The sequence below is a fragment of the Pseudonocardia sp. GCM10023141 genome (genome assembly GCF_042653605.1).
Window position 1 is genome coordinate 17,258 of record NZ_JBHSIR010000045.1, and the last position, 22,615, is coordinate 39,872.

22 protein-coding genes are annotated in these 22,615 nt (G+C 71.8%); 14 read left to right on the top strand and 8 right to left on the bottom strand.

The window, feature by feature from the left end; translation table 11 throughout:
- Positions 1 to 89 precede the first annotated feature (89 nt).
- Positions 90 to 782 carry a VC0807 family protein gene (locus ACFPFQ_RS26685; protein WP_379623530.1) on the top strand — a complete coding sequence of 231 codons (693 nt, stop codon included), beginning with the start codon at positions 90 to 92 and terminating at the stop codon, positions 780 to 782.
- Here the strand turns inward: ACFPFQ_RS26685 and ACFPFQ_RS26690 are convergent.
- The gene (locus ACFPFQ_RS26690; RefSeq protein WP_379623532.1) at positions 769 to 2,961 is read right to left on the bottom strand and encodes an NADP-dependent isocitrate dehydrogenase; all 2,193 of its coding nucleotides are present in this window, start codon (positions 2,959 to 2,961) and stop codon (positions 769 to 771) included. The genes ACFPFQ_RS26685 and ACFPFQ_RS26690 overlap by 14 nt on opposite strands.
- Before the next feature lie 185 nt (positions 2,962 to 3,146).
- On the opposite strand from ACFPFQ_RS26690, the gene ACFPFQ_RS26695 reads away from it, so the two are divergent.
- Positions 3,147 to 3,500 (top strand): hypothetical protein, encoded by a 354-nt coding sequence (locus ACFPFQ_RS26695; RefSeq protein WP_379623534.1) that lies wholly within the window; start codon positions 3,147 to 3,149, stop codon positions 3,498 to 3,500.
- A gap of 14 nt (positions 3,501 to 3,514) precedes the next feature.
- Complete coding sequence (locus tag ACFPFQ_RS26700; RefSeq protein ID WP_379623536.1) at positions 3,515 to 4,312, top strand: exodeoxyribonuclease III; 798 nt, start codon at positions 3,515 to 3,517, stop codon at positions 4,310 to 4,312.
- A gap of 55 nt (positions 4,313 to 4,367) precedes the next feature.
- Here ACFPFQ_RS26700 and ACFPFQ_RS26705 read toward each other — a convergent pair whose 3' ends face one another.
- A complete protein-coding gene (locus ACFPFQ_RS26705; protein ID WP_379623538.1) occupies positions 4,368 to 4,637 on the bottom strand; it encodes a hypothetical protein in 270 nt (89 codons plus the stop codon).
- Between the two features lie 49 nt (positions 4,638 to 4,686).
- Between ACFPFQ_RS26705 and ACFPFQ_RS26710 the strand changes: the two genes are divergently transcribed.
- The 3 genes from ACFPFQ_RS26710 to ACFPFQ_RS26720 all read left to right on the top strand — a co-directional run bounded on the left by ACFPFQ_RS26710 (position 4,687) and on the right by ACFPFQ_RS26720 (position 7,740).
- The gene (locus ACFPFQ_RS26710; protein WP_379623540.1) at positions 4,687 to 5,001 is read left to right on the top strand and encodes a hypothetical protein; all 315 of its coding nucleotides are present in this window, start codon (positions 4,687 to 4,689) and stop codon (positions 4,999 to 5,001) included.
- 754 nt (positions 5,002 to 5,755) lie between these two features.
- Complete coding sequence (locus ACFPFQ_RS26715) at positions 5,756 to 7,228, top strand: serine/threonine-protein kinase (protein ID WP_379623542.1); 1,473 nt, start codon at positions 5,756 to 5,758, stop codon at positions 7,226 to 7,228.
- A gap of 23 nt (positions 7,229 to 7,251) precedes the next feature.
- Complete coding sequence (locus ACFPFQ_RS26720; RefSeq protein ID WP_379623544.1) at positions 7,252 to 7,740, top strand: YbaK/EbsC family protein; 489 nt, start codon at positions 7,252 to 7,254, stop codon at positions 7,738 to 7,740.
- A gap of 106 nt (positions 7,741 to 7,846) precedes the next feature.
- Here the strand turns inward: ACFPFQ_RS26720 and ACFPFQ_RS26725 are convergent, their stop codons facing one another.
- Positions 7,847 to 8,788 (bottom strand): alpha/beta hydrolase family esterase, encoded by a 942-nt coding sequence (locus ACFPFQ_RS26725; RefSeq protein WP_379623546.1) that lies wholly within the window; start codon positions 8,786 to 8,788, stop codon positions 7,847 to 7,849.
- 117 nt (positions 8,789 to 8,905) lie between these two features.
- Here ACFPFQ_RS26725 and ACFPFQ_RS26730 point away from each other — a divergent pair, with 117 nt between their 5' ends.
- The 3 genes from ACFPFQ_RS26730 to ACFPFQ_RS26740 all read left to right on the top strand — a co-directional run bounded on the left by ACFPFQ_RS26730 (position 8,906) and on the right by ACFPFQ_RS26740 (position 13,380).
- Entirely contained in the window at positions 8,906 to 11,542 is a 2,637-nt protein-coding gene (locus ACFPFQ_RS26730; RefSeq protein ID WP_379623548.1) for a bifunctional FO biosynthesis protein CofGH, read from the top strand.
- A gap of 102 nt (positions 11,543 to 11,644) precedes the next feature.
- On the top strand, positions 11,645 to 11,824 hold the full coding sequence (locus ACFPFQ_RS26735) for a hypothetical protein (protein WP_379623550.1): 180 nt from the start codon (positions 11,645 to 11,647) through the stop codon (positions 11,822 to 11,824).
- Between the two features lie 47 nt (positions 11,825 to 11,871).
- Positions 11,872 to 13,380 carry an amidohydrolase gene (locus tag ACFPFQ_RS26740; RefSeq protein WP_379623552.1) on the top strand — a complete coding sequence of 503 codons (1,509 nt, stop codon included), beginning with the start codon at positions 11,872 to 11,874 and terminating at the stop codon, positions 13,378 to 13,380.
- Positions 13,381 to 13,467: 87 nt separating this feature from the next.
- Here the strand turns inward: ACFPFQ_RS26740 and ACFPFQ_RS26745 are convergent, their stop codons facing one another.
- The 3 genes from ACFPFQ_RS26745 to ACFPFQ_RS26755 are packed head-to-tail and all read right to left on the bottom strand — an operon-like array spanning position 13,468 to position 16,449.
- The gene (locus tag ACFPFQ_RS26745; protein ID WP_379623554.1) at positions 13,468 to 14,007 is read right to left on the bottom strand and encodes a hypothetical protein; all 540 of its coding nucleotides are present in this window, start codon (positions 14,005 to 14,007) and stop codon (positions 13,468 to 13,470) included.
- 33 nt (positions 14,008 to 14,040) lie between these two features.
- Positions 14,041 to 15,507, bottom strand: a complete 1,467-nt coding sequence (locus tag ACFPFQ_RS26750; RefSeq protein WP_379623556.1) for a carotenoid oxygenase family protein — start codon at positions 15,505 to 15,507, stop codon at positions 14,041 to 14,043.
- Positions 15,508 to 15,561: 54 nt separating this feature from the next.
- A complete protein-coding gene (locus ACFPFQ_RS26755; protein WP_379623558.1) occupies positions 15,562 to 16,449 on the bottom strand; it encodes an alpha/beta fold hydrolase in 888 nt (295 codons plus the stop codon).
- 112 nt (positions 16,450 to 16,561) lie between these two features.
- Between ACFPFQ_RS26755 and trpS the strand changes: the two genes are divergently transcribed.
- The 4 genes from trpS to ACFPFQ_RS26775 are packed head-to-tail and all read left to right on the top strand — an operon-like array spanning position 16,562 to position 19,559.
- Positions 16,562 to 17,587 carry a tryptophan--tRNA ligase gene (gene trpS, locus ACFPFQ_RS26760; protein WP_379623560.1) on the top strand — a complete coding sequence of 342 codons (1,026 nt, stop codon included), beginning with the start codon at positions 16,562 to 16,564 and terminating at the stop codon, positions 17,585 to 17,587.
- A 27-nt stretch (positions 17,588 to 17,614) separates the two neighbouring features.
- Positions 17,615 to 18,697 (top strand): inner membrane protein YhjD, encoded by a 1,083-nt coding sequence (gene yhjD / locus ACFPFQ_RS26765; protein ID WP_379623562.1) that lies wholly within the window; start codon positions 17,615 to 17,617, stop codon positions 18,695 to 18,697.
- Between the two features lie 45 nt (positions 18,698 to 18,742).
- Positions 18,743 to 19,114: a hypothetical protein gene (locus ACFPFQ_RS26770; protein WP_379623564.1), complete on the top strand. Its 372-nt coding sequence runs from the start codon at positions 18,743 to 18,745 to the stop codon at positions 19,112 to 19,114.
- Between the two features lies 1 nt (position 19,115).
- Positions 19,116 to 19,559: a hypothetical protein gene (locus ACFPFQ_RS26775; protein ID WP_379623566.1), complete on the top strand. Its 444-nt coding sequence runs from the start codon at positions 19,116 to 19,118 to the stop codon at positions 19,557 to 19,559.
- Between the two features lie 5 nt (positions 19,560 to 19,564).
- On the opposite strand, the gene ACFPFQ_RS26780 is transcribed toward ACFPFQ_RS26775, so the two are convergent.
- Positions 19,565 to 20,680 (bottom strand): D-alanyl-D-alanine carboxypeptidase family protein, encoded by a 1,116-nt coding sequence (locus tag ACFPFQ_RS26780; RefSeq protein ID WP_379623568.1) that lies wholly within the window; start codon positions 20,678 to 20,680, stop codon positions 19,565 to 19,567.
- 77 nt (positions 20,681 to 20,757) lie between these two features.
- The gene (locus ACFPFQ_RS26785) at positions 20,758 to 21,213 is read right to left on the bottom strand and encodes an SRPBCC family protein (protein WP_379623570.1); all 456 of its coding nucleotides are present in this window, start codon (positions 21,211 to 21,213) and stop codon (positions 20,758 to 20,760) included.
- Between the two features lie 217 nt (positions 21,214 to 21,430).
- Between ACFPFQ_RS26785 and ACFPFQ_RS26790 the strand changes: the two genes are divergently transcribed.
- Positions 21,431 to 22,588 carry a BMP family lipoprotein gene (locus ACFPFQ_RS26790; RefSeq protein WP_379623572.1) on the top strand — a complete coding sequence of 386 codons (1,158 nt, stop codon included), beginning with the start codon at positions 21,431 to 21,433 and terminating at the stop codon, positions 22,586 to 22,588.
- The last annotated feature ends 27 nt before the right edge of the window (positions 22,589 to 22,615 follow it).

Below are 22,615 nucleotides of genomic sequence, written 5' to 3' on the forward strand. Positions count from 1 at the left end.
CCGGGCGGTGCCGCCGACATCGACGAAAGTCGAACCACCCGTATCGGCAGGCCGACGCTGCATCGTGTCGGGCGGTCGATGCTGCGTCCATGACCGCATCCGTGGTGACCACCGCGAGGCGCCCGCATCCCGGACGGGCCGCGCTGCGCACGATCGTGCTCGACATCGGGGGCCCCGTCGGGCTGTTCTACGTGCTGCACGGCTGCGGCGTCGACGACGTGCTCGCGCTGATCGCGGGTGCGGTGCCGCCCGCGCTCAGCACCACGTGGACGGCGGTGCGGGATCGGCGGATCGACGCGATCGCGGTGGCCGTGCTGCTCTCGATGGCGCTGAGCATCGTGGCGGCGCTGCTCGGCGGCGGCCCGCGCGAGCTGCTGGCCAGGGGAGCGTGGCTGTCGGCCCCGGCCGGGGTGTGGACGCTCGTGTCGCTGCTGCTGGCGCGGCCGCTGACCTACGAGACGACCCGCACGGTGCTCCCGAAGCGCGCCGCGGTGATGGAAGCCCTGTGGGCGACCGAGCCGCGATTCCGGTCGGCGTGGCGGCAGATCACGGTGGTGTGGGGCCTCGTGATGTTGCTCGATGCGGGCGTGCGGGTGGTCATGGCCTACACGCTGCCGGTGGCGGCGGTGCCGGCACTCGACACCGCGCTCACGATCGGCTCGATGCTGATCCTGCAGGTGCCGACGCATCTGCTGATGCGCCGCGCCGGCTTCTGGAACGAGATGTTCCGACCGGACGGGGCCCGCCGCGGGCCCCGTCCGGTGGAGCTCAGAACTCGCTGATGGCGGCCGTCAGCGTGGCGCTCGGGCGCATGATCGCGTCCGTCTTCGCCTTGTCGACGTAGTAGTAGCCGCCCAGGTCGACCGGCTTGCCCTGCACGGCGCTGAGCTCGCCGACGATGGTGTCCTCCTCGGCGGCGAGCCGCTCCGCGAGCGGGCCGAACACCTTGGCGAGATCGGCGTCGTCGCTCTGCGCCGCCAGCGCCTGGGCCCAGTAGAGCGCCAGGTAGAAGTGGCTGCCGCGGTTGTCGATCTCGCCGACCTTGCGCGAGGGCGACTTGCCGGTCTCCAGCAGCTTGCCGGTGGCGTCGTCGAGCGCCTTGCCCAGCACCGCCGCCTGCGGGTTGTCGGTCTTGTCGGCCAGGAACTCCAGCGAGACGGCCAGCGCGAGGAACTCGCCGAGCGAATCCCACCGCAGGTGGTTCTCCTTGACCAGCTGCTGCACGTGCTTGGGCGCCGAGCCGCCGGCCCCGGTCTCGAACAGGCCGCCGCCGTTCATCAGCGGCACGATCGAGAGCATCTTGGCGCTGGTGCCCAGCTCCATGATCGGGAACAGGTCGGTGAGGTAGTCGCGCAGCACGTTGCCGGTGACCGAGATGGTGTCCTCGCCCGCCTTGGCGCGGGCCAGCGTGTAGCGGGTGGCCTCGGCGACCGGGAGGATCTCGATGGTCAGGCCGTCGGTGTCGAGCTCGGCGAGCTGGGCGCGGACCTTCGTGATGACCTCGGCATCGTGGCCGCGGGTCTCGTCGAGCCAGAACACCGCGGGTGACCCGGTTGCGCGGGCCCGGGAGACGGCCAGCTCCACCCAGTTGCGGATGGGCGCGTCCTTGGTCTGGCAGGCGCGCCAGATGTCGCCGGGCGCCACGTCGTGCGACAGCAGCACGGTGCCGGCGGCGTCGACGATGCGGACGCTGCCGGCGGTCTCGATCTCGAAGGTCTTGTCGTGGCTGCCGTACTCCTCGGCCTTCTGCGCCATCAGGCCGACGTTGGGCGTGGTGCCCATCGTGGTGGGGTCGAAGGCGCCGTTCTCGCGGCAGAAGTCGACGGTCTCGGCGTAGAGCGCGGCGTAGGACGAGTCCGGGATGACGTACTTGGTGTCCTGCAGCTCGCCCTTGGCGTTCCACATCTGGCCCGACGACCGGATGGCGGCGGGCATCGACGCGTCGATGATCACGTCGCTGGGTACGTGCAGGTTGGTGATGCCGCGGTCGGAGTCGACCATCGCGAGCGAGGGACCGCTGTCGTAGGTGGCCGTGATGGCGTTCTCGATGGCGGTGCGCTTCTCGGCGGGCAGCTTGGCGAGCGCGGTGAGCACGCTGGCGAGGCCGTCGTTGGGGTCGGCACCCACGGACGCGAGGTCGGCGCCGAACTCGGCGAACACGCTCGGGAAGAACTGCTTAACGGCGTGGCCGAAGATGATCGGGTCGGAGACCTTCATCATCGTGGCCTTGAGGTGCACGGAGAACAGCACGCCCTTGGCCTTGGCGTCGGCCACCTGCTCGGCGAGGAACGTGTCGAGCGCGGCCTTGCGCAGGACGGCGCCGTCGACGATCTCGCCGGCCAGCACCGGCAGCGCCTGCTTGAGCACGGTGACCGTGCCGTCGGCTGCGACGTGCTCGATGCGCAGCTCGGTGGCCTCGGTGAGCGTCACCGCCGTCTCGGAGTGGCGGAAGTCGCCGTCGGTCATCGTGGAGACGTGGGAGGCGGATGCGCTCGACCACGCGCCCATCGAGTGCGGGTGCTTGCGCGCGAAGCCCTTCACCGACGCCGGCGCGCGGCGGTCGGAGTTGCCCTCGCGCAGCACCGGGTTGACCGCGCTGCCCTTGACCGCGTCGTAGGCCGCGCGGGCGGCGCGGTCCTCGTCGGTGCGGGGGTCCTCGGGGTAGTTCGGGATCTCGAAGCCCGCGCCCTGCAGCTCCGTGATCGCGGCCTTGAGCTGCGGGATCGACGCGCTGACGTTGGGCAGCTTGATGATGTTGGCTTCGGGGGTGGTGGCGAGGGCACCCAGCTCGGCGAGCGCGTCGGGCACGATGCCGAACTGCGCGAGGATGCGGGCGGCCAGCGAGATGTCGCGGGTCTCCACGTCGACGCCGGCCTTGCCGGCGAAGGCCTCGAGGATCGGCAGTAGCGAGTGCGTCGCCAGCGCGGGCGCCTCGTCGGTGTAGGTGTAGATGACCTTCATCGGTGCTTCGGCCCTGCCTCACGACGTGTGCTCGGAACGGAAATGAGGGGCTCGATGCCCCCGGGAGACACGCTATCCCCTCGCGCCCGACACACCCGGCTGGGTGCGGCCGGTTTCACGTGGTGCGATCGGCGTGTCCGCTCCGCTACGGTGGGTGTTCCGACGGCCCCCTGGAGACCCGAGCGATGGCCAAGCTCAACATCAAGCTGAAGAAGCCGACCGCGTCCACGTTCCGTGGTTGGGCCTTCGTGCTCATCGCCGGCACGGTGCTCGCGGTCATCGCGGTGATCGACCGCGGCGGCCTCACCGAGCTGCGCTCCGCCGCCACCGGCAGCACCGGGTGCGTGCTGGAGGTGGCCGTCGCCGAGCTGAACGTGCGCTCGGGTCCCGACCAGGACGCCGGCGTCGTGCAGAAGCTCGTGAAGGGTGATCGCGTCGACGGCCTCAAGGTGATCAGCGGCGGGTTCCGCCAGCTGGCGGGCGGCCAGTGGGCGTTCGACCAGTACCTGACCCCCGTGACGGGCTCCACCTGTTCCTGAGGGACGCTGCAGCGGTGGTGACGGTCAGCACGGTCAACGTCAACGGGGTGCGCGCTGCCGCGCCGAAGGGCCTGCGCGCCTGGCTGGCGGCCACCGCCGCCGACGTCGTCTGCCTGCAGGAGACGCGAGCGCTGCCCGAGGAGATCCCCGAGGGCCTCACCGACGGCTGGTTCGTGAGCTACGCGCCGTGCGAGACCGCGAAGGGCCGCAACGGTGTCGCCGTGCTGACCCGGCAGCCGCCAGAGGGGGTGCGCGTCGGCTTCGGCGCGGCGGAGTTCGAGGGATCCGGCCGCTACCTCGAGGTCGACCTGCCCGGGCTCACGGTGGCCTCGCTCTACCTGCCCGGCGGCGCGGTGGGCACGCCGCGCCAGGAGGAGAAGCAGCGCTTCCTCGCCCAGTTCGCCCCCTACCTGCACGAACGCCGGGAGAAGGCGGCCGCGGAGGACCGCGAGGTGCTGGTCTGCGGCGACTGGAACATCGCCCCTGCCGAGGCCGACATCCGCAACTGGCGGGGCAACCTCAAGAACGCGGGCTTCCTGCCCGAGGAGCGGGCCTGGCTGGCGGCGCTGTTCGCGGCAGGCTGGGTGGACGTGGTGCGTGCCCTGCACCCGGGCGTCGAGGGCCCCTACTCGTGGTGGTCGGTGCGCGGCCGGGCCTTCGACAACAACGTGGGCTGGCGGATCGACCACCAGGTCGCGACGCCCGGGCTGGGTGCCCGCGCGCTCACGGCCGCTGTGGAGCGCGCGCCCAGCCACGGTGAGCGGTGGTCGGACCACGCCCCCGTCACCGTCGGTTACGGTCCGGGCGCATGAACCCGATCAGCCCGACCACGCGGGTCATCGGCGGCCGGACTCGGACGCTGCGCGTCTAGTCCGCCGGTACGGCATCGGTCGGGTACAGCCCGCCCGGTCGTGTGGCCCGGCCCGACTGTTCGACTCCGCCGATGAACCACGCCACCGGGTGCCGGGTGCCCAGTTCGCCCATGAGGTACCGCGTGACCGACGCGCTCAGTACCCGGAAGTCCTTCGATCGATCCTTGGCGTAGGACCGCGCCTCGCGTTGGGAACGGAACAGGATCTCGACGGCCCCGACGTCGTCGGGCCGGGTCGTGTGCACGGCATAGATCATCTCGCTCACTCGGACGACCTTGCGGGATTCGTAAGAAAGCCGAACCCAGACTACCCGGATGGCGGACGACCAGCCGGTTTCGGAGCGCGTCGAGGCCCTCGCGCGCCTGATCGCTCGCGACGTCGACACTCTCGCCGACGAAGAGCTGGTGGAGCTGATCCGTACCTGGACGGAGCTACGGAAGGCCGGGCCGGACCGGATCGGCCGTGCGATCGCCACGCTGTACCAGCGCGACCGCCTGAGCTGGCCAGAGATCAGCCGACTCACCGGGGTTCCCGCGATGACGGCCCACGACTGGGCTCGTCCGCATCTACTGCCGGACAGCGGAACCGAACTCGGCCCGCGCCGTGGCCGCACGCGACCGACTGAATGACAATGGCCCCGCCCAAGGGCGGGGGCGCTGTCGTTGACCTGACGTTGCGACTCCGGTCCCTTAGGCCTTATGCGTGAGGGCTCGCCCCTGTTTCCGCGGCTGCATCGGATCCCTGTGGGAACGGGCCAGGATCGTTCGCAGGGTTCGGGATCTCTGCCGGAGTCCGTGGCTCCCTGGTCCCAACGGGCTTCGGCTCTTTGGTCGGCTTCGGCGGCGCGATCGTCGGATCAGGCGTGCCCTCGTCGAGCGGCGGCACCGTGGTCGGTGGCACCATGATCGGAGGCTTCGGCGGCTGTGTCACCGGCGGCGCCGGGTTCGGGTGCCCCGGCTGCCAGTTGTGGCCGTTGTCGTCCGTGGGGGTGCAGTAGTAACCGGGGGTGCGGTCGATCGGGGTGCAGAACATGTAGAACCCGTCCGGCCGGTCGTTGTGACCGGTGGACGCGCTGGCCGTGGTCGCGAGGACCACGACGGTTCCAGCGGCCACGAGACCGGACACGCACAGGACGAGGGCACGACGAGACAGCGTGAGCACGAAGACTCCGGAGGGTCGTTCACCTTGCGGGGAGCAAGTGGGGGCGGCTCTACGTCGCGACCCAGCCACAGTCCGTTACGCGATCGTGAACGGTCGTGCACTCGGATCCGTGCGGCTACGTCGCCGTACTCTGCGATGCATGTTCCGCCCCGCCGTCCCGCTCAGGGCGCGTGCCCGGGCGTCGGACAACGCCCCCGTCACCGTCGGCTACGGTCCGGGCGCATGAACCCGATCAGCCCGACCACGCGGGTCATCGGCGGCCGCTACGTCGTTCTCGGCGAGCTCGGCCGCGGTGGCATGGGTGTGGTGTGGCGGGCCGAGGACCGCGTCATGGGCCGGCAGGTCGCGGTCAAGGAGCTGCACCTGCCCCAGGGCCTGAGCCCGGACGACCACCGCAGGTTCCGGGAGCGGCTGCTGCGCGAGGCGCGCACCGCGGGGCGGCTCAACGACCCGTCCATCGTCACGGTCTACGACGTGATCGCCGACGAGGGCGTCGACCACATCGTCATGGAGCTGATCGAGGCCCGCACCCTCACCGAGGTGGTCGAGGCGAACGGCCCGCTCGACGAGAGTGCCGTGCTGGTCATCGCCCGGCAGATGCTCACCGCGCTGCGCACGGCGCACGAGAGCGGGGTGGTGCACCGCGACGTCAAGCCCAGCAACGTGATGCTGGCCTCGGGTGGCCGGGTCAAGCTCACCGACTTCGGCATCGCGCAGGCCGCCGACGACCCGCGGCTCACCTCCACCGGGGCGATGGTCGGGTCGCCCGGCTACATGGCACCTGAGCGGCTGGACGGCGAGCCCGCCGCCCCCGCGTCGGACCTGTGGGCGTTGGGCGCCACGCTCTCCTACGCGCTGCGGGGCGAGAGCCCGTTCACCCGCGACACCACGGCCGCCACGATCTCCGCGGTGCTGCACACCGAGCTGCCGGTGCTCCGCACCCGCAGCAGGCTCGGCAGCGTCATCAACGGCCTGCTGCGACGCCCGGTGGCCGATCGGATCGGCGCGGCCGAGGCGCTGGCGATGCTGGACGCGCCGGTCACCGGGCAGCAGCCCGTGCCGGAGCCCGCGACGCGCACGGCCACCACCCCGTCCGCGATCCGGCGCCGACCCGGCGGGCTGTCGCCGTGGTGGGCGGCGCTCGTCGCCGTGATCGCGCTGGTCGCAGGCGGGGTCGGCGGGTTCGTGCTGGGCGCGGCTCGCAGCGCGCCCGCAGCCGGTGTCCCCACAGCCGGTGCGCCCGGTACCGGCGCGCCGGCAGCCGGGGCCGTCGCCTACACCTACGGCGAGGGTGGCGACCTGCCGGCGTTCGAGCTCGGCCCCGCCGACTGCGCCACCGGCAAGCTCGGCGTCGGAACCTCGTTCACGCCCGGGTCCTCCACGAGCTGCGACGAGCCCCACGACATCGAGGTGTTCGCCGCCCTCACCCCGTTCCCCTCGTCGGGGGCGGTCTCCTACCCCGGGCGCGAGGCGCTCGCCGCCGCCGCCGCTGCCACCTGCTCGTCGATCTTCGGAACGGACACGATCACCGGACCGGACAAGGCCACCCTGCAGACGGTGGCGATCGTGCCGTCGGCGGCCGCGTTCGGCCGCGCCGTCGGGGGCAGCTACGACACCCGCCAGCAGCTGTGCGTGCTGCACGCCGCAGACGGCCACCAGCTGACCGGCACCCGGATATCCCCGCCCGCCGGCTGAGCCGTCGTGGCACCCTGCTCGATGTGACCACGTCCGTCCATCGCAACGTCGAACTGGTGCTCGCCGCGCTCACCGCCGGCGGTGCCGAACCCTCCCGCATCGCCCGGCTGCAGGTGCTGCCGGACGCGGTCGCCACGGCCGCGGCCGCCGCCGAGGCGCTCGGGGTCGAGGTGGGCCAGATCGCCAACTCCCTCGTCTTCGACGCCGACGGTGCGCCGCTGCTCGTACTGACCTCCGGTGCGCACCGCGTCGACACGGCCAGGGTCGCCGCGCTGATCGGGGTCGCGAAGGTGCGCCGGGCGACGCCCGACTTCGTCCGCGCAGCCACCGGGCAGGTCATCGGCGGGGTGGCCCCCGTCGGGCACCCGGCCCCGCTGCGCACGCTCGTCGACCGGGCACTGGAGCAGTACCCCGAGGTGTGGGCCGCCGGTGGCATCGCGCACGCGGTCTTCCCCACCACCTTCGCGGAGCTGGTGGCCGTCACGGGTGGGGAAGCGGCGGACGTCGCCTGATGGCGTTCGAGGTGGGTCCCGTGACCCCGGTCCTCGCGCAGCCGTCGAGAACGACGTTGCCGTGATCAACAGGCCCTTTCGATCATGACAACGTCGTTCTCGACGGTCAGGTGTGGGCCGGGCGCAGCAGCGACCAGAGGTAGCCGGTGGCGTCGGTGGGCTGCAGCGTCGTGCCGGCTCCGGAGCCTCCGCCCGGCCACGCGTGCGCGACGCCGGCGATCACCTCGCGGGTCACCGTGCGGCCGCCCGCACACGTCCAGGAACGGATCTCCGCGCCGCCCGTCGTGCTGACGGCGGGCTGGGCGGGGCAACCGGCCGCCGCGCGGAACGGGGCGATCGAGTCGTCCAGGCCCGGCCAGCCGCGGTCGGGGCGGCCCTCGATCGGCACGTTGCGGTCCGACGTCCCCGTCACCGCGACGACCGTGATGGGCGCGGGCGCCGGGCAGGCCGCGACGAGCGAGCCCGCCACCGCCCCGATCCCGGCGAGCGTTCCCGGTCGGCCGCAGGCCCAGGTGTAGGTCATCATCGCGCCGTTGGAGAAGCCCACGGCGTAGACGCGGGTCGGATCGATCCCGTCGGTCTGCACGAGCTGCGCCCGCAGCGCGTCGAGGAAGCGCACGTCGTCGACGCTGCTGGTGCTGGCCCGCCCGCAGCAGCGCCCGGCGTTCCAGGCGTGGCCGATGCCGTCGGGATAGGCGACGACGACACCCTCGCGCTCGGCCAGTGCATCCCACCCGAGCTCGGCCTGCATGGCCTGCCCGCTGCCGCTCGAGCCGTGCAGCACCACCACCAGCGGTGCCCCGCGCCGCGCCCGGGCGGGGTGGTGGACGATCGCGCTGCGGTCACCGTCGGAGGTGGACGTGATGACGGTGCGCGTCGCCAGCGGCTCGGCGTCGGGCGGGCCGGGGGACGAGCAGGCGCCCAGCAGCGCAGCGACGAGCAGGACGCCGACGCCGCGGCGGGGGACGAGCAGGACGCCGACGCCGCGGCGGGGGACGAGCAGGACGCCGACGCCGCGGCGGGGGAAGCGCACAGCCGTCCAGTGCACACCCCGCGCACCGCCGGTGTCGAGGCGAGCCCGCCTGACTGTGATTATCACAGCTCGGTGGAGACGGCGGCGTCCGCACGGTCGACCGCCGCCCTCACGCGACCTACTGTGAGGTCCATGACCGACGTTCCTCTCCCTCGTGTGCGCGTCCACGCCGAGCCGGCCCCGCCCGACTCCGCGGTGCGGCGGGCCCTGCGCAGGGCTCGTGACGGTGCGGTCCTCGACGTCACCGAGGCCGCGGTGCTCCTCGGTGCCCGTGGTGAGCATCTCGATGAGCTGCTGGCCGCCGCCGGGCGGGTCCGCGACGCCGGGTTGGTCGCCGAGGGCCGTCCGGGTGTGGTCACGTACTCCCGCAACGTGTTCATCCCGCTCACCCGGCTCTGTCGCGACCGCTGTCACTACTGCACGTTCGCCACCGTCCCGCACCGGCTGCCGGCCGCGTTCCTCGAGCGCGAGGAGGTGCTGGAGATCGCCAGGGCCGGTGCCGCCGCCGGGTGCAAGGAGGCCCTGTTCACCCTGGGCGACCGGCCGGAGGAGCGCTGGCCCGCCGCGCGCGAGTGGCTGGAGGCGCGCGGCTACTCGTCCACCATCGACTACGTCCGTGCCAGCGCCATCGCGGTGCTGGAGGAGACGGGGCTGCTGCCCCATCTCAACCCGGGTGTGCTGTCGTGGGAGGAGCTGACGCGGCTCAAGCCCGTCGCCGCGAGCATGGGCATGATGCTCGAGACCACGGCCACGCGGCTGTGGAGCGAGCCGGGCGGCCCGCATTACGGCAGCCCGGACAAGGAGCCCGCCGTCCGGATCCGGGCGATCACCGACGCCGGCCGGGTCGGGGTGCCCTACACCACCGGGCTGCTCATCGGGATCGGTGAGAACCGGGTCGAGCGCGCCGAGTCGATCTTCGCGATCCGGTCGGCGGCGCGGGCACACGGCCACATCCAGGAAGTGATCATCCAGAACTTCCGCGCCAAGCCCGATACCGCCATGGCGAACGACCCCGACGCCGATCTGGACGACCTGGCGGCCACCATCGCGGTCTCCCGGCTGGTGCTGGGTCCGAAGATGCGGGTGCAGGCGCCGCCGAACCTCGTCGGTGACGAGTTCGGGCTGATGTTGCGCGCGGGCATCGACGACTGGGGTGGCGTCTCGCCGATCACGGCCGATCACGTGAGCCCGGAGATGCCGTGGCCCGCGATCGACGAGCTCGCGGCGCGGTCGGCTGCTGAGGGTTTCACCATGCGCGAGCGGCTCACGGCGTACCCGAAGTTCGTGCTGGCCGGTTCCCCGTGGATCGACACGCGTCTGCTCGCGCACGTCGCGGCGTTGGCGGATCCGGAGACGGGGCTGGCCAACTCCAGTGCCGAGGTCGTCGGCAGGCCGTGGCAGGAGCCCGACGGTGGGTTCGAGTCCACCGGTCGCATCGACCTCAACACCTCGATCGACACCGAGGGTCGTACCGAGGACCGGCGCGGCGACTTCTCCTCGGTCTACGGCGACTGGGACGCCGTCGGGGAGGAGCTCGCGGCCACGCGGCAGGATCACGCGCGCAGCGTCAGCGGAGCGCGTATCGACGGTGCTCCCGAACGTCTGGACTCCGATGTCCGGGCCGGGCTGGCGCTGGCTGCGTCCGATCCCGCGGCGCTGCTCGACCCGGCCAACGAGGCGGCCGCGATGGCCGTGCTGATCAGTGACGGGGTGGCGCTCGACGAGCTCACCCGGATCGCTGATGACGTGCGCAAGTCCGTCAACGGCGACGACGTCACCTACGTCGTCAATCGCAACATCAACTTCTCGAACGTCTGCTACGTCGGCTGCCGGTTCTGCGCGTTCGCCCAGCGTGAGCGGGACGCCGACGCGTTCCGGCTCTCGCTCGACGAGGTGGCATCACGGGCGGTGGAGGCCGCCGAGCTCGGCGCCACCGAGGTCTGCATGCAGGGCGGCATCGACCCGCAGTTGCCGATCACGTTCTACGCCGACCTGGTGCGGGCGGTGAAGGCCGCCGTCCCGGGCATGCATGTGCACGCGTTCTCGCCGATGGAGATCGTGTCCGCGGCGGCGAAGGCGGGGGTGTCGATCGCGGAGTGGCTCACCGAGCTGCGCGACGCCGGGCTCGGCTCGATCCCGGGCACGGCCGCGGAGATCCTCGATGACGAGATCCGCTGGATCCTCACCAAGGGCAAGCTGCCGGCCGCGCAGTGGCTCGAGGTGGTGGGCACGGCGCACCGGCTGGGCGTGCCGTCGTCCTCGACGATGATGTACGGCCACGTCGACGAGCCGCGGCACTGGCTCGGGCACCTGCGCACCCTCGCCGCACTGCAGGACGAGACCGGCGGGTTCACCGAGTTCGTGCCGCTGCCGTTCGTGCACACCAACTCGCCGATCTACCTGGCCGGTATCGCCCGGCCCGGTCCCACCGAGCGTGACAACCGGGCGGTGCACGCGTTCGCCCGCCTCGGGCTGCACGGGCGGATCGACCACATCCAGTGCTCGTGGGTGAAGCTCGGTGACGAGGTATCGACGCAGATCCTGCAGGGTGGCGCCGACGACATGGGCGGCACGCTCATGGAGGAGACGATCAGCCGGATGGCCGGGTCGGAGAACGGCTCGGCACGCACGGTGGCCGAGCTGACCGCGATCGCGGAGAAGGCCGGCCGTCCGGTGCGCCAGCGCAGCACCACGTACAAGGAGCCGGTGGAGCGTCTCGTGCCGGCGAGCAGCGCCGCGCCGCGTCTGCTGCCGCTGACCCCCGCCTGACCGCTCGCACACACCGCGCCACCACGGCACACACCGCACATGGTGTGTGCCGTGCGGTTGCGGTGTGTGCGAGCGCGCTCCGGCGCGGCGTAGCGTTGCCGTATGGGTGTGTTGGGTGAGCTGTTCCCGGGACGCAAGATCCTCGACGAGGCCGGTGAGGCGGGCGACGGCCAGAAGTGGCGGCTGGGTCCCATCGACCTGGAGAACGGTGTGGTGCAGGTGCACCGGCCCGCTCCCGCTGCCGAGGACGCCGCTGCCGGGGACGCCGAGCCGGAGCACTGACCGGGGTTCACGACGAGGTCCGCCCTCTCGCCCGTAGCGTCGCGCAGATGCCGATGCAGCAGATCCTCGAACCGTCGGATCCCGCGGCCCCTGTCGTCCTGCGTGGGGTCAGCACGGCCGGCGGCGGGCCCCGCGTCGATGTCCGGCTGGCCGACGGTCGCGTCGAGGCGATCACCGGCGCGGGCGAGGCGCCGGTGCGCGCCGGCGACGACGTCGTCGACGTGCCCGGTGGCGGGTACGTGCTGCCGGGGCTGGTCGACGGCCACGTCCACTGGACGCAGTGGTCGGGCTTCCGCAGGCGGATCGACGTCTCGGCGGCGACGTCGGCGACGGGGGTGGCGGCGCTGGTGGCGGCTGCCGGCTCGGTCGGGCGGAACGACATCGTGCGGGCGCAGGGCTTCCAGGACGCGCTGTGGGCCGATGCGCCGCACGCGTCGATGCTCGAGCGCGCGCTGCCCGGCGTCGCCGTCGCGGTCGTCAGCATGGACCTGCACACCACCTGGCTCAGCCCCGCTGCGCTGCGCCGGCTCGAGATCGTCCACCCGACGGGTGTGCTGCGCGAACGCGACAGCTTCGAGGTGCAGCTCCGGCTGAGCCAGGAGGAGCCGGCCGAGCTCACCGACACCTGGGTGGCCGAGGCGTCGGCGGCCGCGGCTGCCAAGGGGATCACCGAGGTCCTCGACTTCGAGTTCGCCGACAACATCGCGGACTGGTCGCGCCGCGCCGCACGCGGGGACCTCGGGCTGCGCGTGCAGGCGTCGATCTGGCAGCCGTGGCTCGAGCAGGCCCTGGCGGCCGGGCTGCGCAGCGACGCGGTGCTGCCGGGCACGGGCGGCCGGGTGCGGGTCGGACCGTTCAAGGTGATCGTCGACGGTTCGCTCAACACCCGCACGGCCTACTGCTACCACGCCTATCCCGACGTCACCGACGAGCACGACCACGGCATGCTGCTCATCGAGCCCGACGAGCTGCAGCAGCTCATGACGGCGGCGGTGGGTGGCGGCCTGCGCCCGGCCGTGCACGCGATCGGCGACCGCGCCAACACCGTGGTGCTCGACGCGTTCGAGGCCGTCGGCGGGCCGGGCCGCATCGAGCACGCCCAGCTCGTCGACGAGGCCGACCTGCACCGCTTCGCCCGTCCGGGCCTGGTGGCCTCGGTGCAGCCGCAGCACGCGATGACCGACCGCGACGTCGCCGACCGGCACTGGGCCGAGACCGCGCGGTGGGCGTTCCCCTTCGGGTCGCTCGTGGCCGCCGGTGCCACGCTGCACCTCGGGTCCGACGCGCCGGTCGCGGAACCGGACCCGTGGCAGGCGATCGCAGCGGCCGTCAGCCGCACCGACGACGACCGGCCGCCGTGGCATCCCGAGCAGGCCATCGACCTGCCCACCGCGCTGGCCGCGGCGAGCGCGGGTCGCGCCGAGCTGTCCGTGGGGGACGCCGCCGACGTCGTGGTGGTCGGGCTGGACCCGTGGCACGCCACCCCGTCCGAGCTGCGGGAGATGCCGGTGCAGGCCACGTTCGTGGGGGGCCGGGCGACGTTCCGGGTGGTGTGAGGCGGGCCCTCGGATTGCAGGAAAGCCACTTTCCTGCAACCTCGTTGCGGGAAAGTGGCTTTCCTGCAACGAGGTGGGGGCGCGGCGCTAGTCGTCCGCCGCCACGATCAGCAGCAGGGAACCGGACTCCCGGTCGATCAGCACCAGCTCGTGGAAGTCGACGTGCACCGGCCCGTAGTCGTGCATCGCCTGCACGGGCAGCCGGCCCAGCAGGTACCGGCTCGATGCCATCAGGATCGGTGCGTAGACCTCGTGCATCAGGCTCGCGCCGAGCTCATCGGGCAGGCTGCCGTGCTGCGTGGCCCACGAACTGATCACCGCTGTTGCGGCCCGCGCACCGACGCGCTCGTACGCGCTGGGCGCCAGCCGGTCGAGCCACCACTGGCCGTGCCGGTTGCTGTTGCTGTCGGCCCCGGCGCCGTCGTAGGTGTCGCGGAACTGCGGGTCGGCGATCAGCGCGGCCAGTACGGCGCGGTCGGCGGCGCGGTCGACGGCCGGACCCGACGGCATCGTGTAGCGCTTGATGTCGACCCAGCGGAATCCGTGGTGGCTGCCCGGCGGGAAGTCGAAGTGCCGGAAATTGATCAAATGGTCGTACCGGTAGGTCAGGCCGGGACGCGCACTCATGATGACGAGGGTAGGCGCGCCGGCGGGCCTGAGCTACGGCCTGGACGGGCGGAGCTGGTCCTGGCGCACCCAGGTGGCGTGGAAGCCCACCGGTACGCGCCGGGGGAGCAGCACCCTGGCAACGGGGCCCGCCGTGAGGTCGGACGCGTCCAGGATCTGCACTTCGCTGCGTCCATCGCGCTCATCAGTGACGAAGCTGACGAGGTAGCCGTCGTCCTCGCCGGTGCTGCCGTCGCGCGGAGCGAAGGGCGCTTCGCTGCCGAATCGACCTGGCCCGAAGCGGTGGTCCTGCCGCTCGCCGGTGACGCGGTCGTAGCGCAGCAGCCCGTCGAACCGCACGGTCTCCCCGCCGGCGATGTGCACGTTGTAGGCGTAGCGGCTGGGCCTGCCGACCATCCGGGAGTCGATCGACGGGAACTCGGTGTTGGCGTCGTCGAGCTGGGTCTCGGTGGTGGTGCCGGTGGTGAGGTCGAAGACGTAGCGGTGCAGCCGGGCGTCGAGCTGGAGGTACCCCAGCAGCTTGCCCAGCGGGCCGGGGCGGGTCGGCTTCGGCTCCGGGCGGGTGACGCGGCAGACGTCGAGCACGATCGTCTCGCCGTCCTCCCAGGCGTTGACGACGTGGTAGATGTAGCAGGGCGCCGCCTCGAACCACCGCACGTCCGACGCCGTGCCGCGACGCGGGATCACCGCGAACCGCGACGGCATCTCCCGGTCGAACGAGAGCTTGTAGCGGCCCTGGCGAGCCGCGGCCTGGTCCTGCACCAGCGGCAGGTCCATGAGGATCGAGTAGTGCTCGGTGATCGCCATGTCGTGGGGCAGCCGTGGGCCGGGCAGGTCGATGGCCACCTCGTGCACGATCTCGCCTGCGGCCCCGACCACCCCGTAGCGCAGCAGCGGGTCACGCGCGCCGTAGTCGAACCACATCAGCTCGCCGGTGGCCTCGTCGAGCTTCGGGTGGGCCATCACGTCACCGCGCAGCGTGCCGAGGAACGTCTCGGCCCCGATCGTCTCCAGCGACAGCGGGTCGAGTGCCACCGGCTGCCCGCACAGGTACCAGGTGGCGAGTACCCGGCCGTCGTGCTGGATCAGGTCGGTGTTGGCGCTGTCCTTGAACGGCAGCCCGCGCGCGGTGCCGATCGGGTTGCCCCGCGGTGACTCGATGACGCCGGTCCACAACGCCGACCCGGCGGCTTCCTCCTGGCCGAACGCCCGCGTCCGGACGTAGCGGTTGCGGTAGCGGGCCCGCCCGTTCTCGAACGCCATCGCGTGGACCATGCCGTCGCCGTCGAACCAGTGGTAGCGGCCCGGCGCGGCGTAGCGCGGGTTGGGGCCGTTGCGCAGGTAGACGCCGTTGAGGTCGCGCGGGATCTCGCCGATCACCTCGAGGTCACCGGCTGTGATCTCGTCGTGGACCGGCGCGAAGATCCCGAGCAGGTACGGGTTCTCCTCGCCGTCCTGATCCACTTGCCTGGCGACGGCGACGGGCTGGTCGACGGTCATGGGACGACGCTACGAGTGCCGGCAGCTGCGGGCAACGGGGAAGGCGAGATGGGCTCAGGTCAGCCCGGCGATCAGCTCCGCCACCCGTTCCGGCTGCTGGGCGTGCAGGTCGTGGTCGCCGCCCGGGAACTCCACGACCTCGGCGTTGCGCAGCGCCGCCACGGCCTTGGCGAGCTGCTCGCGCTTGCGCGGGGGAGTGCTGGGTCCGACCGCGGCGAGCAGCAACACCGGGCAGCGCACCAGCGCGTAGAGCGCCCGCGGCTTGTGGCGCAGCATGCTGCCGAGGATGCCGCGGTGGCGGTCACGCTCCAGCCACGGTGTCACCGTGCCGTCATCACGCTCCTGCAGGTTGCCCAGCACCGCGCTGACCGCGTCGTCGGACCAGCCCGGGTGCCCGGCCCGCAGGCTCGACCACAACAGCTCCGCGGTGATCCCGTCGAACTGCGGCGGCGCCAGCACACCCCACGCGTCGTCGAGGTTGGGCCACTGGTCACCGAGGTGCAGCCAACCGCCGTCGACGAGGGCGAGCCCGTGCACCAGCGCGGGCCGGTCGGCGGCCAGCTGCAGCGCGACGTTGCCGCCCCAGGCGTGCCCGGCGACCACGGGTGCCGCCCAACCCTGCTCGTCGCAGACGGCCGCGAGGTCGGACGCCGCGGTGTGCGTCGGGTCCTTCGCCGGGGCGTCCGGGTCGTCGGTGTCGGTGTCGGGCACCGCTGCCGAGGATCCGTGGCCCCGCAGGTCCACGGCCAGCACCGGGTGCCCGGCCGCGGAGAGGTGCCCCGCGACCTCGTCCCACAGCCGGGCGTTGGCGGCTAGCCCGTGCACCAGCAGCACCGGACGTCCGGAGCCCGCGGGCCATGACCGCGCCCCCAGCCCCCAGTTGTCCAGACCCTGGAACCCCAGCTCCTTCGGACCTACCGTGACGAGCTCGGGTGACTGCACGGCCTCAGCCTATGGCCACCGGCTTCGGGCGCCCCCACGCCAACGGTTGTGCACGCCAACGGCTGTGACAGCCACACGCTCCACGAAAAACGGGGACTGGGAGAATCACCGCATGACCGCGCCTGTCACCGATCGCCGTCCGCGGGTGCTCTCGGGCATCCAGCCGACAGCCGACTCCTTCCACCTCGGCAACTACCTCGGTGCGGTGCGGCAGTGGGTGGCCCTGCAGGAGGACCACGACGCGTTCTACTTCGTGCCCGACCTGCACGCGATCACCGTTGAGCACGACCCGAAGACGCTCGCCGCGCGCACCCGCAACGCCACCGCGCAGCTGCTGGCGCTGGGCCTGGACCCGCAGCGCTGCACCGTCTTCGTCCAGTCCCACGTGCCCGAGCACGCCCAGCTGGAGTGGGTGCTGGGGTGCCTCACCGGTTTCGGTGAGGCCAGCCGCATGACGCAGTTCAAGGACAAGGCCGCCAAGCAGACGGCCGACCGCGCCACCGTCGGTCTGTTCACGTACCCGATCCTGCAGGCCGCCGACATCCTGCTCTACCAGGCCGATCGCGTTCCGGTCGGCGAGGACCAGCGCCAGCACGTCGAGCTCACCCGCGATCTCGCGCAGCGGTTCAACAGCCGGTTCGGCAAGGCGCTCACGGTGCCGGAGCCCTACATCCTCGCGGGCACCGCCAAGATCCAGGACCTGCAGGACCCGAGCGCCAAGATGAGCAAGTCCAGCTCCAGCCCCGCCGGCATCGTCAACCTGCTCGACGACCCGAAGGTGTCGGCGAAGAAGATCCGCTCGGCCGTCACCGACGCCGAGCGCGAGATCCGCTTCGACCAGGAGGCCAAGCCCGGCATCTCCAACCTGCTCACGATCTACGCGGCCCTCACCGACCGCAAGGTCACCGAGATCGAGGCCGACTACGCCGGCAAGGGCTACGGCGACCTCAAGAAGGACCTCGCCGAGATCGTCGCCGACTTCACCACCCCGCTCGCCGCGCGGGTGCAGGGTTACCTCGACGACCCGGCCGAGCTCGATCGGGTGCTCGCCGCCGGGGCGAGCAGGGCGCGCGAGGTCTCCAGCGCGACACTCGCCGCGGTCTACGCAAAGATCGGGTTCCTGCCACCCGCCGGGTGACCCGTTGACGCAGATGAGGTGAGCGCCGTGGCGACCGCTGTCGACACCGATGCGGATGCTGTCCGGGCGAAGGCGGCGCAGTTCGAGGAGCCCGCGGAGCCGTCGAAGTTCCAGCAGTTCCGCGATCGCCACGAGTGGCTCGACCACATCGTGCGGGCCGGGGAGCGCTACACCGAGCGCCACGGTGACCACTACGCCGCGGCGATCACCTACTTCAGCGTGCTGTCGCTGTTCCCGCTGCTGCTGGTGGGCTTCGCGATCGCCGGTTTCGTGCTGGCCGCGCAACCCGACCTGCTCACGCAGCTGCAGGCCGGCATCACGAAGAACGTGCCCGCCGGGCTCGACCAGCTGATCAACCCGATCGTCGACAACGCCATCACGTCCCGCAACTCGATCGGGATCATCGGCCTGCTCGGTGCGCTCTACTCCGGGATCGGCTGGATGTCTAACCTGCGCGAGGCGCTGTCGGAGCAGTGGGGCCAGGTTCCGGAGGCGCCCGCGCTGCTCAAGCGGATGCTGTTCGACCTGCTCACGCTGCTCGGACTCGGGCTCGCGATGGTGGTCTCGTTCGCGATCACGGGGCTGGTGTCCGGGTTCGCGACGACCGTCCTCAATGCCGTCGGACTGGGCGGCCAGGAATGGGCCACGATCCTGCTCAAGGTGCTCGGCGTACTGCTGGGGCTCCTCGCGAACTGGCTGATCTTCCTGTGGGTGATCGCGCGGCTGCCGCGCGAGCACGCCACGCTGCGCAGCGCGGTACGGGCAGCGGTGATCGGCGCCATCGGCTTCGAGGTGCTCAAGCAGGTCATGACCTACTACCTGAAGATCGTCGGCGATTCACCGACCGGCCGGATCATCGGTCCGTTCATCGGCCTGCTGGTGTTCGCCTTCTTCATGTCGCGGTTCATCCTGTTCGTCACCGCGTGGGCGGCCACGTCCCGGGAGAACGAGCAGGAGAAGCCCGCACCGGTACCGGGTCCTGCGGTGATCCGCTCCGAGGTCGTGATGCAGTCCGGACCCAGCCCCGCGGCTGCCGCCGGGCTGCTCGGGGCCGGGGTCCTGACGGGTGTGCTCGGCCTGGGCCTGTTCAGGTCTCGCAAGCGCTCCTGATCCCCGCGGTTACGCTGCTCCCCTCCGGGAAGGCGAGGATGGGCCATGTGGACCGTCGTGGTGCTGGTCGTGCTGGCGCTGGAGCTGCTGGCCGGAGCGGTCCTGTGGCGCCAAGCCGTGACGTTGCGGGAGCGCGTTGCGGCCCTGGACGACCAGGTCGGTGAGCTCGAGGCCACCGCGGAGGGCCGCGCACCCGCGCTGCGGGCCCCGGTGGGCAACCCGATGCTGTCGGTGGAGATCCTCAACGCCCACGAGCTCGCCTCGCGCGAGTCCTGGGTGGCCCGCCGGTTCGGCACGCTGGTGCCCCGCATCGTCGGCCGGGAGGTCGCGGCGCGCGCCGCGGCGCAGCTGGTGGCAGGGCTGACCGAACAGGGTGTCCGCGCCGAGGTGCGCATCGTCGAGCCCCGGGCGCGCTGACGTGCCCGCCACCGCAGGCTCGCTCGATCCCGCGCTCGCGGTGCTCGCACTCCTCGGTCTCGGCGCGCTGCTCGCCGCGATCTTCACGCTGCTGGGCCTCGACGGGAAGCTGCGCGCGCTCGCACGCCGCTCGGCCGCGGTCAAGTTGGAGCTCGATCGGGAGCCGGACCCCCTCACGGCCGACGAGCTGATCGCGGTGCAGGAGTTCGCCACCGACGCCGTCGAGGCCGGCACGTCCGGCGTCCGCGGGGTGCACCGGGTGATCTCCGACATCCCGTTCGACGTGCTCGACTCCATCGCCACCACCCGTGGCGCGGCCCGGGTGGTGCGCCAGGCCCACGACGGCGTCACCGACGGCGTCTACGACGCGATCTCCGAGGTCAACCGGGTGGCGGGTGGCGTGTTCCGGCTGCTGCGCCGCCCGCACACGCCACCGCAGGAGTAGACGCGTCAGCGCCGTCGGCGCCGCAGGAGGAACGTGGCCGCCACGGCGAGCAGCACCGCGACCGCGGCACCGGCGGCGCCGATCAGCACCGGGTCCGCCGCGGTTTGTGGGGCGGGCGGCAGCGGGGCCGCTACGGGGGCAACCGTCGGTGGCGGGACGGGGGCGGTGTCCACGAGCGTGCCGATCGCGGGCCCGCCTGCCGGCTGGGTGAACCCCCAGTCGAGCAGTGCCCCCGCCTGGCGCCACATCGGCACGGGTGCCTGCTCGCCGCGCATCAGGGTCACCACGAGCCGGCGGCCGCCGCGCTCCGCGCTCGCGACGAGCGTGTGCCGCGCGTCGTCGGTGAAACCCGACTTCGAGTTCACCGCGCCCGGGTAGTTCGCGACGAACAGCTCGTTGCTCGACAGCATGAAGCCCGGCTTCGGGCCGTAACCGGGGAACGCGACCATCCGGGTGGCCATGGTGGAGGCGAAGAGCTTCTCCCGCATCGCCACCCGGTAGATCACCGCGAGGTCGTAGGCCGACATGGCCATCCCTGGACCGTCGAGCCCGGACACCGTGGCCGGTCGGGTGTCGAGCGCCCCGATGCCGCGGGCGGTCTCGGTCATGGCGGCCGTCGTCGCGGCGTCCCCGCCCAGTGCCCTGGCCAGCGCCTCGGCAGCGTCGTTGCCGGAGTTGAGCAGCAACCCGTCGAGCAGTTGCGCCACGGTGTAGTGACCGTCGGGCCCGATGCCGGCCTTGCTGCCGTCGACGCGCAGGTCCTCGGCGGTTCCGTCGACGACCGTGTCGGGGTTGAGCCGCCGGGCCACGACGAGCGCGGTGAGCACCTTCAACGTCGAGGCCGGGCGGTGGCGCGCGTGCGCGGCGCGGGCGGCGAGCACCGCGCCGGAGTCCAGGTCTGCCAGCACGTAGGACGCCGCACCGACGGCCGGAACGCCTGCCGGGCCGACGTCACCGCAGGTGCCCAGCCCGGCCCCGCCAACGGGTTCGGCAGGCCACGGCAACGGTGTGACGGTGGCCTCGGTGGCGACGGCGGGGGGCACGTCCTGCCCCGCGCAACCCACCGCCTGGACGGGCGCCGTCAGCGCGGCGACGAGCAGGACCGCACCCAGCCACGACACCGCGCGACCCTACCGTCGAGAACGACGTTGTCATGATCGAAAGGCCCTGTCGATCACGGTAACGTCGTTCTCGACGGTCACACGGGCATGCGCTCCAGCCGGGTCTTCACGGCTTCGAGGGTGCGGTGCATGCCGTCGACCATGAGCGTCTCCCGGTTCTTGCCGAGCAGGCCGCTCCCGGTGGCGATCCGCGCCACCAACGGCGTCTTCGACGTGTGGTCGCGCCACTGCGTCAGCCGCGTGCCGCCGTCCTCGGGATCCACGCGCCAGCCCCACGTCATGCCGCTCTCGGCCACGGTGAACGCGAACCGGGTCTCCGGCTCGCACACGACCACCTGGCAGTGGGTCCGCCAGCGCACCAGCCCGTGCGCGTTGGAGCCGATGAACCTCGCGCCCGCCGCCGGACCGGCCGCGCCACCGACCCACCGGCCGCCCCGGCACTCCGGGCTCCATTCCCCCATCCGCGTGATGTCGGTGATCGTCGCCCATACCCGGCTGGGTTCGGCGTCGATCGTCACGGTGGCCTCATCCATGTCTCGCTCCGTCCATCTGCCTGCACGTGATCACACCCGAATGTTGCACACCGCCCCCGAATGCATGCGATGGGTGACGAAACGCTCACTGAACGAAATCGACGATTCGGTCACGCCGCGAAGTCGACCATGTGAATGAGGCATTCCCTCGGTTACGGTCCCCCTTCGTCGCGGCGGGTCCGACACGGGACCGGCCAGAACCAGGAGGCGTTCTTCAGTGCGGATCAGACGAGGCTTCGTACTGGCAGCAGCCGTGCTGACCAGCGCTCTGGTGGTTGTGGGCTGCGCCCGCGACACCGGCGCGCCGGCCGGCTCGGGCGGCGCCGGTGCGACCGCAGGTTCCGGCAACAGCTGTGCCACGGGGGCCGCCCCCGACGCAGCAGGTGCCGCAGCCCCCACCGCGGCAGCAGGCGCCAAGCCCGATGCCAGCAAGATGAAGGTCGGCATCGCGTTCGACATCGGCGGTCGTGGCGACCAGTCGTTCAACGACTCCGCCGCCGCCGGCATCGACAAGGCCAAGAAGGACTACGGCCTCACCGACGTCAAGGAGCTCACGGCCTCGGCCAACGAGCCCGACGACGCCGCGGCGACGCGGCTGCGCCAGCTCGCCGACGGTGGTTACAACCCGATCATCACGGTCGGCTTCAAGTACGCCACCGCGCTCGGTGTCGTCGCGAAGGAGAAGCCCGACGTCAAGTTCGCGATCGTCGACGACTCGTCGGTCTCGCTGCCCAACGTGACGCCGCTGGTGTTCGCCGAGGAGCAGGGCTCGTTCCTGGTCGGTGCCGCTGCCGCGCTCAAGACGAAGGCCTGCCACATCGGCTTCGTGGGTGGCGTCGACGTGCCGCTGATCCAGAAGTTCGAGGCGGGCTACATCCAGGGTGCCAAGGCGGTCGCCCCGAACATCAAGATCGAGACCAAGTACATCAGCCCGGCCGGTGACTTCACCGGCTTCCAGGACCCCGCCAAGGGCAACGTCGTCGCCACCGGTGAGCTCGATGCCGGCGCCGATGTCGTCTACCACGCGGCCGGTGCGTCGGGCTCCGGCGTGTTCAGCGCGGTCAAGGCCAAGACCACGGCCGACAGCCCGCGCTACGCGATCGGTGTCGACTCCGACCAGTACCTCACCGCCGACGCCGCGGTGAAGGACGTGATCATCACGTCGATGATGAAGCGGGTCGACGTCGCGGTGTACGACTACGTCACGGCGCTCGCGTCCAACAACCTGACGACCCTGCCGAAGACCTTCGACCTCAAGGTCGACGGCGTCGGCTACGCGACCTCGGGTGGCAAGATCGACGACATCAAGGCCAAGCTCGACGGCTACAAGGCCGAGATCGTCAGCGGCAAGATCACGGTGAAGTCCACGCGGTAGGCGGTCGGATCGCAAATCGGGGCGCGT

Excerpts from the sequence above, each read along its gene's own strand:
- ACFPFQ_RS26685 (WP_379623530.1), top strand. The coding sequence starts at position 90 with ATGACCGCATCCGTGGTGACCACCGCGAGGCGCCCGCATCCCGGACGG.
- ACFPFQ_RS26690 (WP_379623532.1), bottom strand. The coding sequence starts at position 2,961 with ATGAAGGTCATCTACACCTACACCGACGAGGCGCCCGCGCTGGCGACG.
- ACFPFQ_RS26695 (WP_379623534.1), top strand. The coding sequence starts at position 3,147 with ATGGCCAAGCTCAACATCAAGCTGAAGAAGCCGACCGCGTCCACGTTC.
- ACFPFQ_RS26710 (WP_379623540.1), top strand. The coding sequence starts at position 4,687 with ATGGCGGACGACCAGCCGGTTTCGGAGCGCGTCGAGGCCCTCGCGCGC.
- ACFPFQ_RS26715 (WP_379623542.1), top strand. The coding sequence starts at position 5,756 with ATGAACCCGATCAGCCCGACCACGCGGGTCATCGGCGGCCGCTACGTC.
- ACFPFQ_RS26730 (WP_379623548.1), top strand. The coding sequence starts at position 8,906 with ATGACCGACGTTCCTCTCCCTCGTGTGCGCGTCCACGCCGAGCCGGCC.
- ACFPFQ_RS26735 (WP_379623550.1), top strand. The coding sequence starts at position 11,645 with ATGGGTGTGTTGGGTGAGCTGTTCCCGGGACGCAAGATCCTCGACGAG.
- ACFPFQ_RS26740 (WP_379623552.1), top strand. The coding sequence starts at position 11,872 with ATGCCGATGCAGCAGATCCTCGAACCGTCGGATCCCGCGGCCCCTGTC.
- ACFPFQ_RS26745 (WP_379623554.1), bottom strand. The coding sequence starts at position 14,007 with ATGAGTGCGCGTCCCGGCCTGACCTACCGGTACGACCATTTGATCAAT.
- ACFPFQ_RS26750 (WP_379623556.1), bottom strand. The coding sequence starts at position 15,507 with ATGACCGTCGACCAGCCCGTCGCCGTCGCCAGGCAAGTGGATCAGGAC.
- trpS (WP_379623560.1), top strand. The coding sequence starts at position 16,562 with ATGACCGCGCCTGTCACCGATCGCCGTCCGCGGGTGCTCTCGGGCATC.
- ACFPFQ_RS26770 (WP_379623564.1), top strand. The coding sequence starts at position 18,743 with ATGTGGACCGTCGTGGTGCTGGTCGTGCTGGCGCTGGAGCTGCTGGCC.
- ACFPFQ_RS26785 (WP_379623570.1), bottom strand. The coding sequence starts at position 21,213 with ATGGATGAGGCCACCGTGACGATCGACGCCGAACCCAGCCGGGTATGG.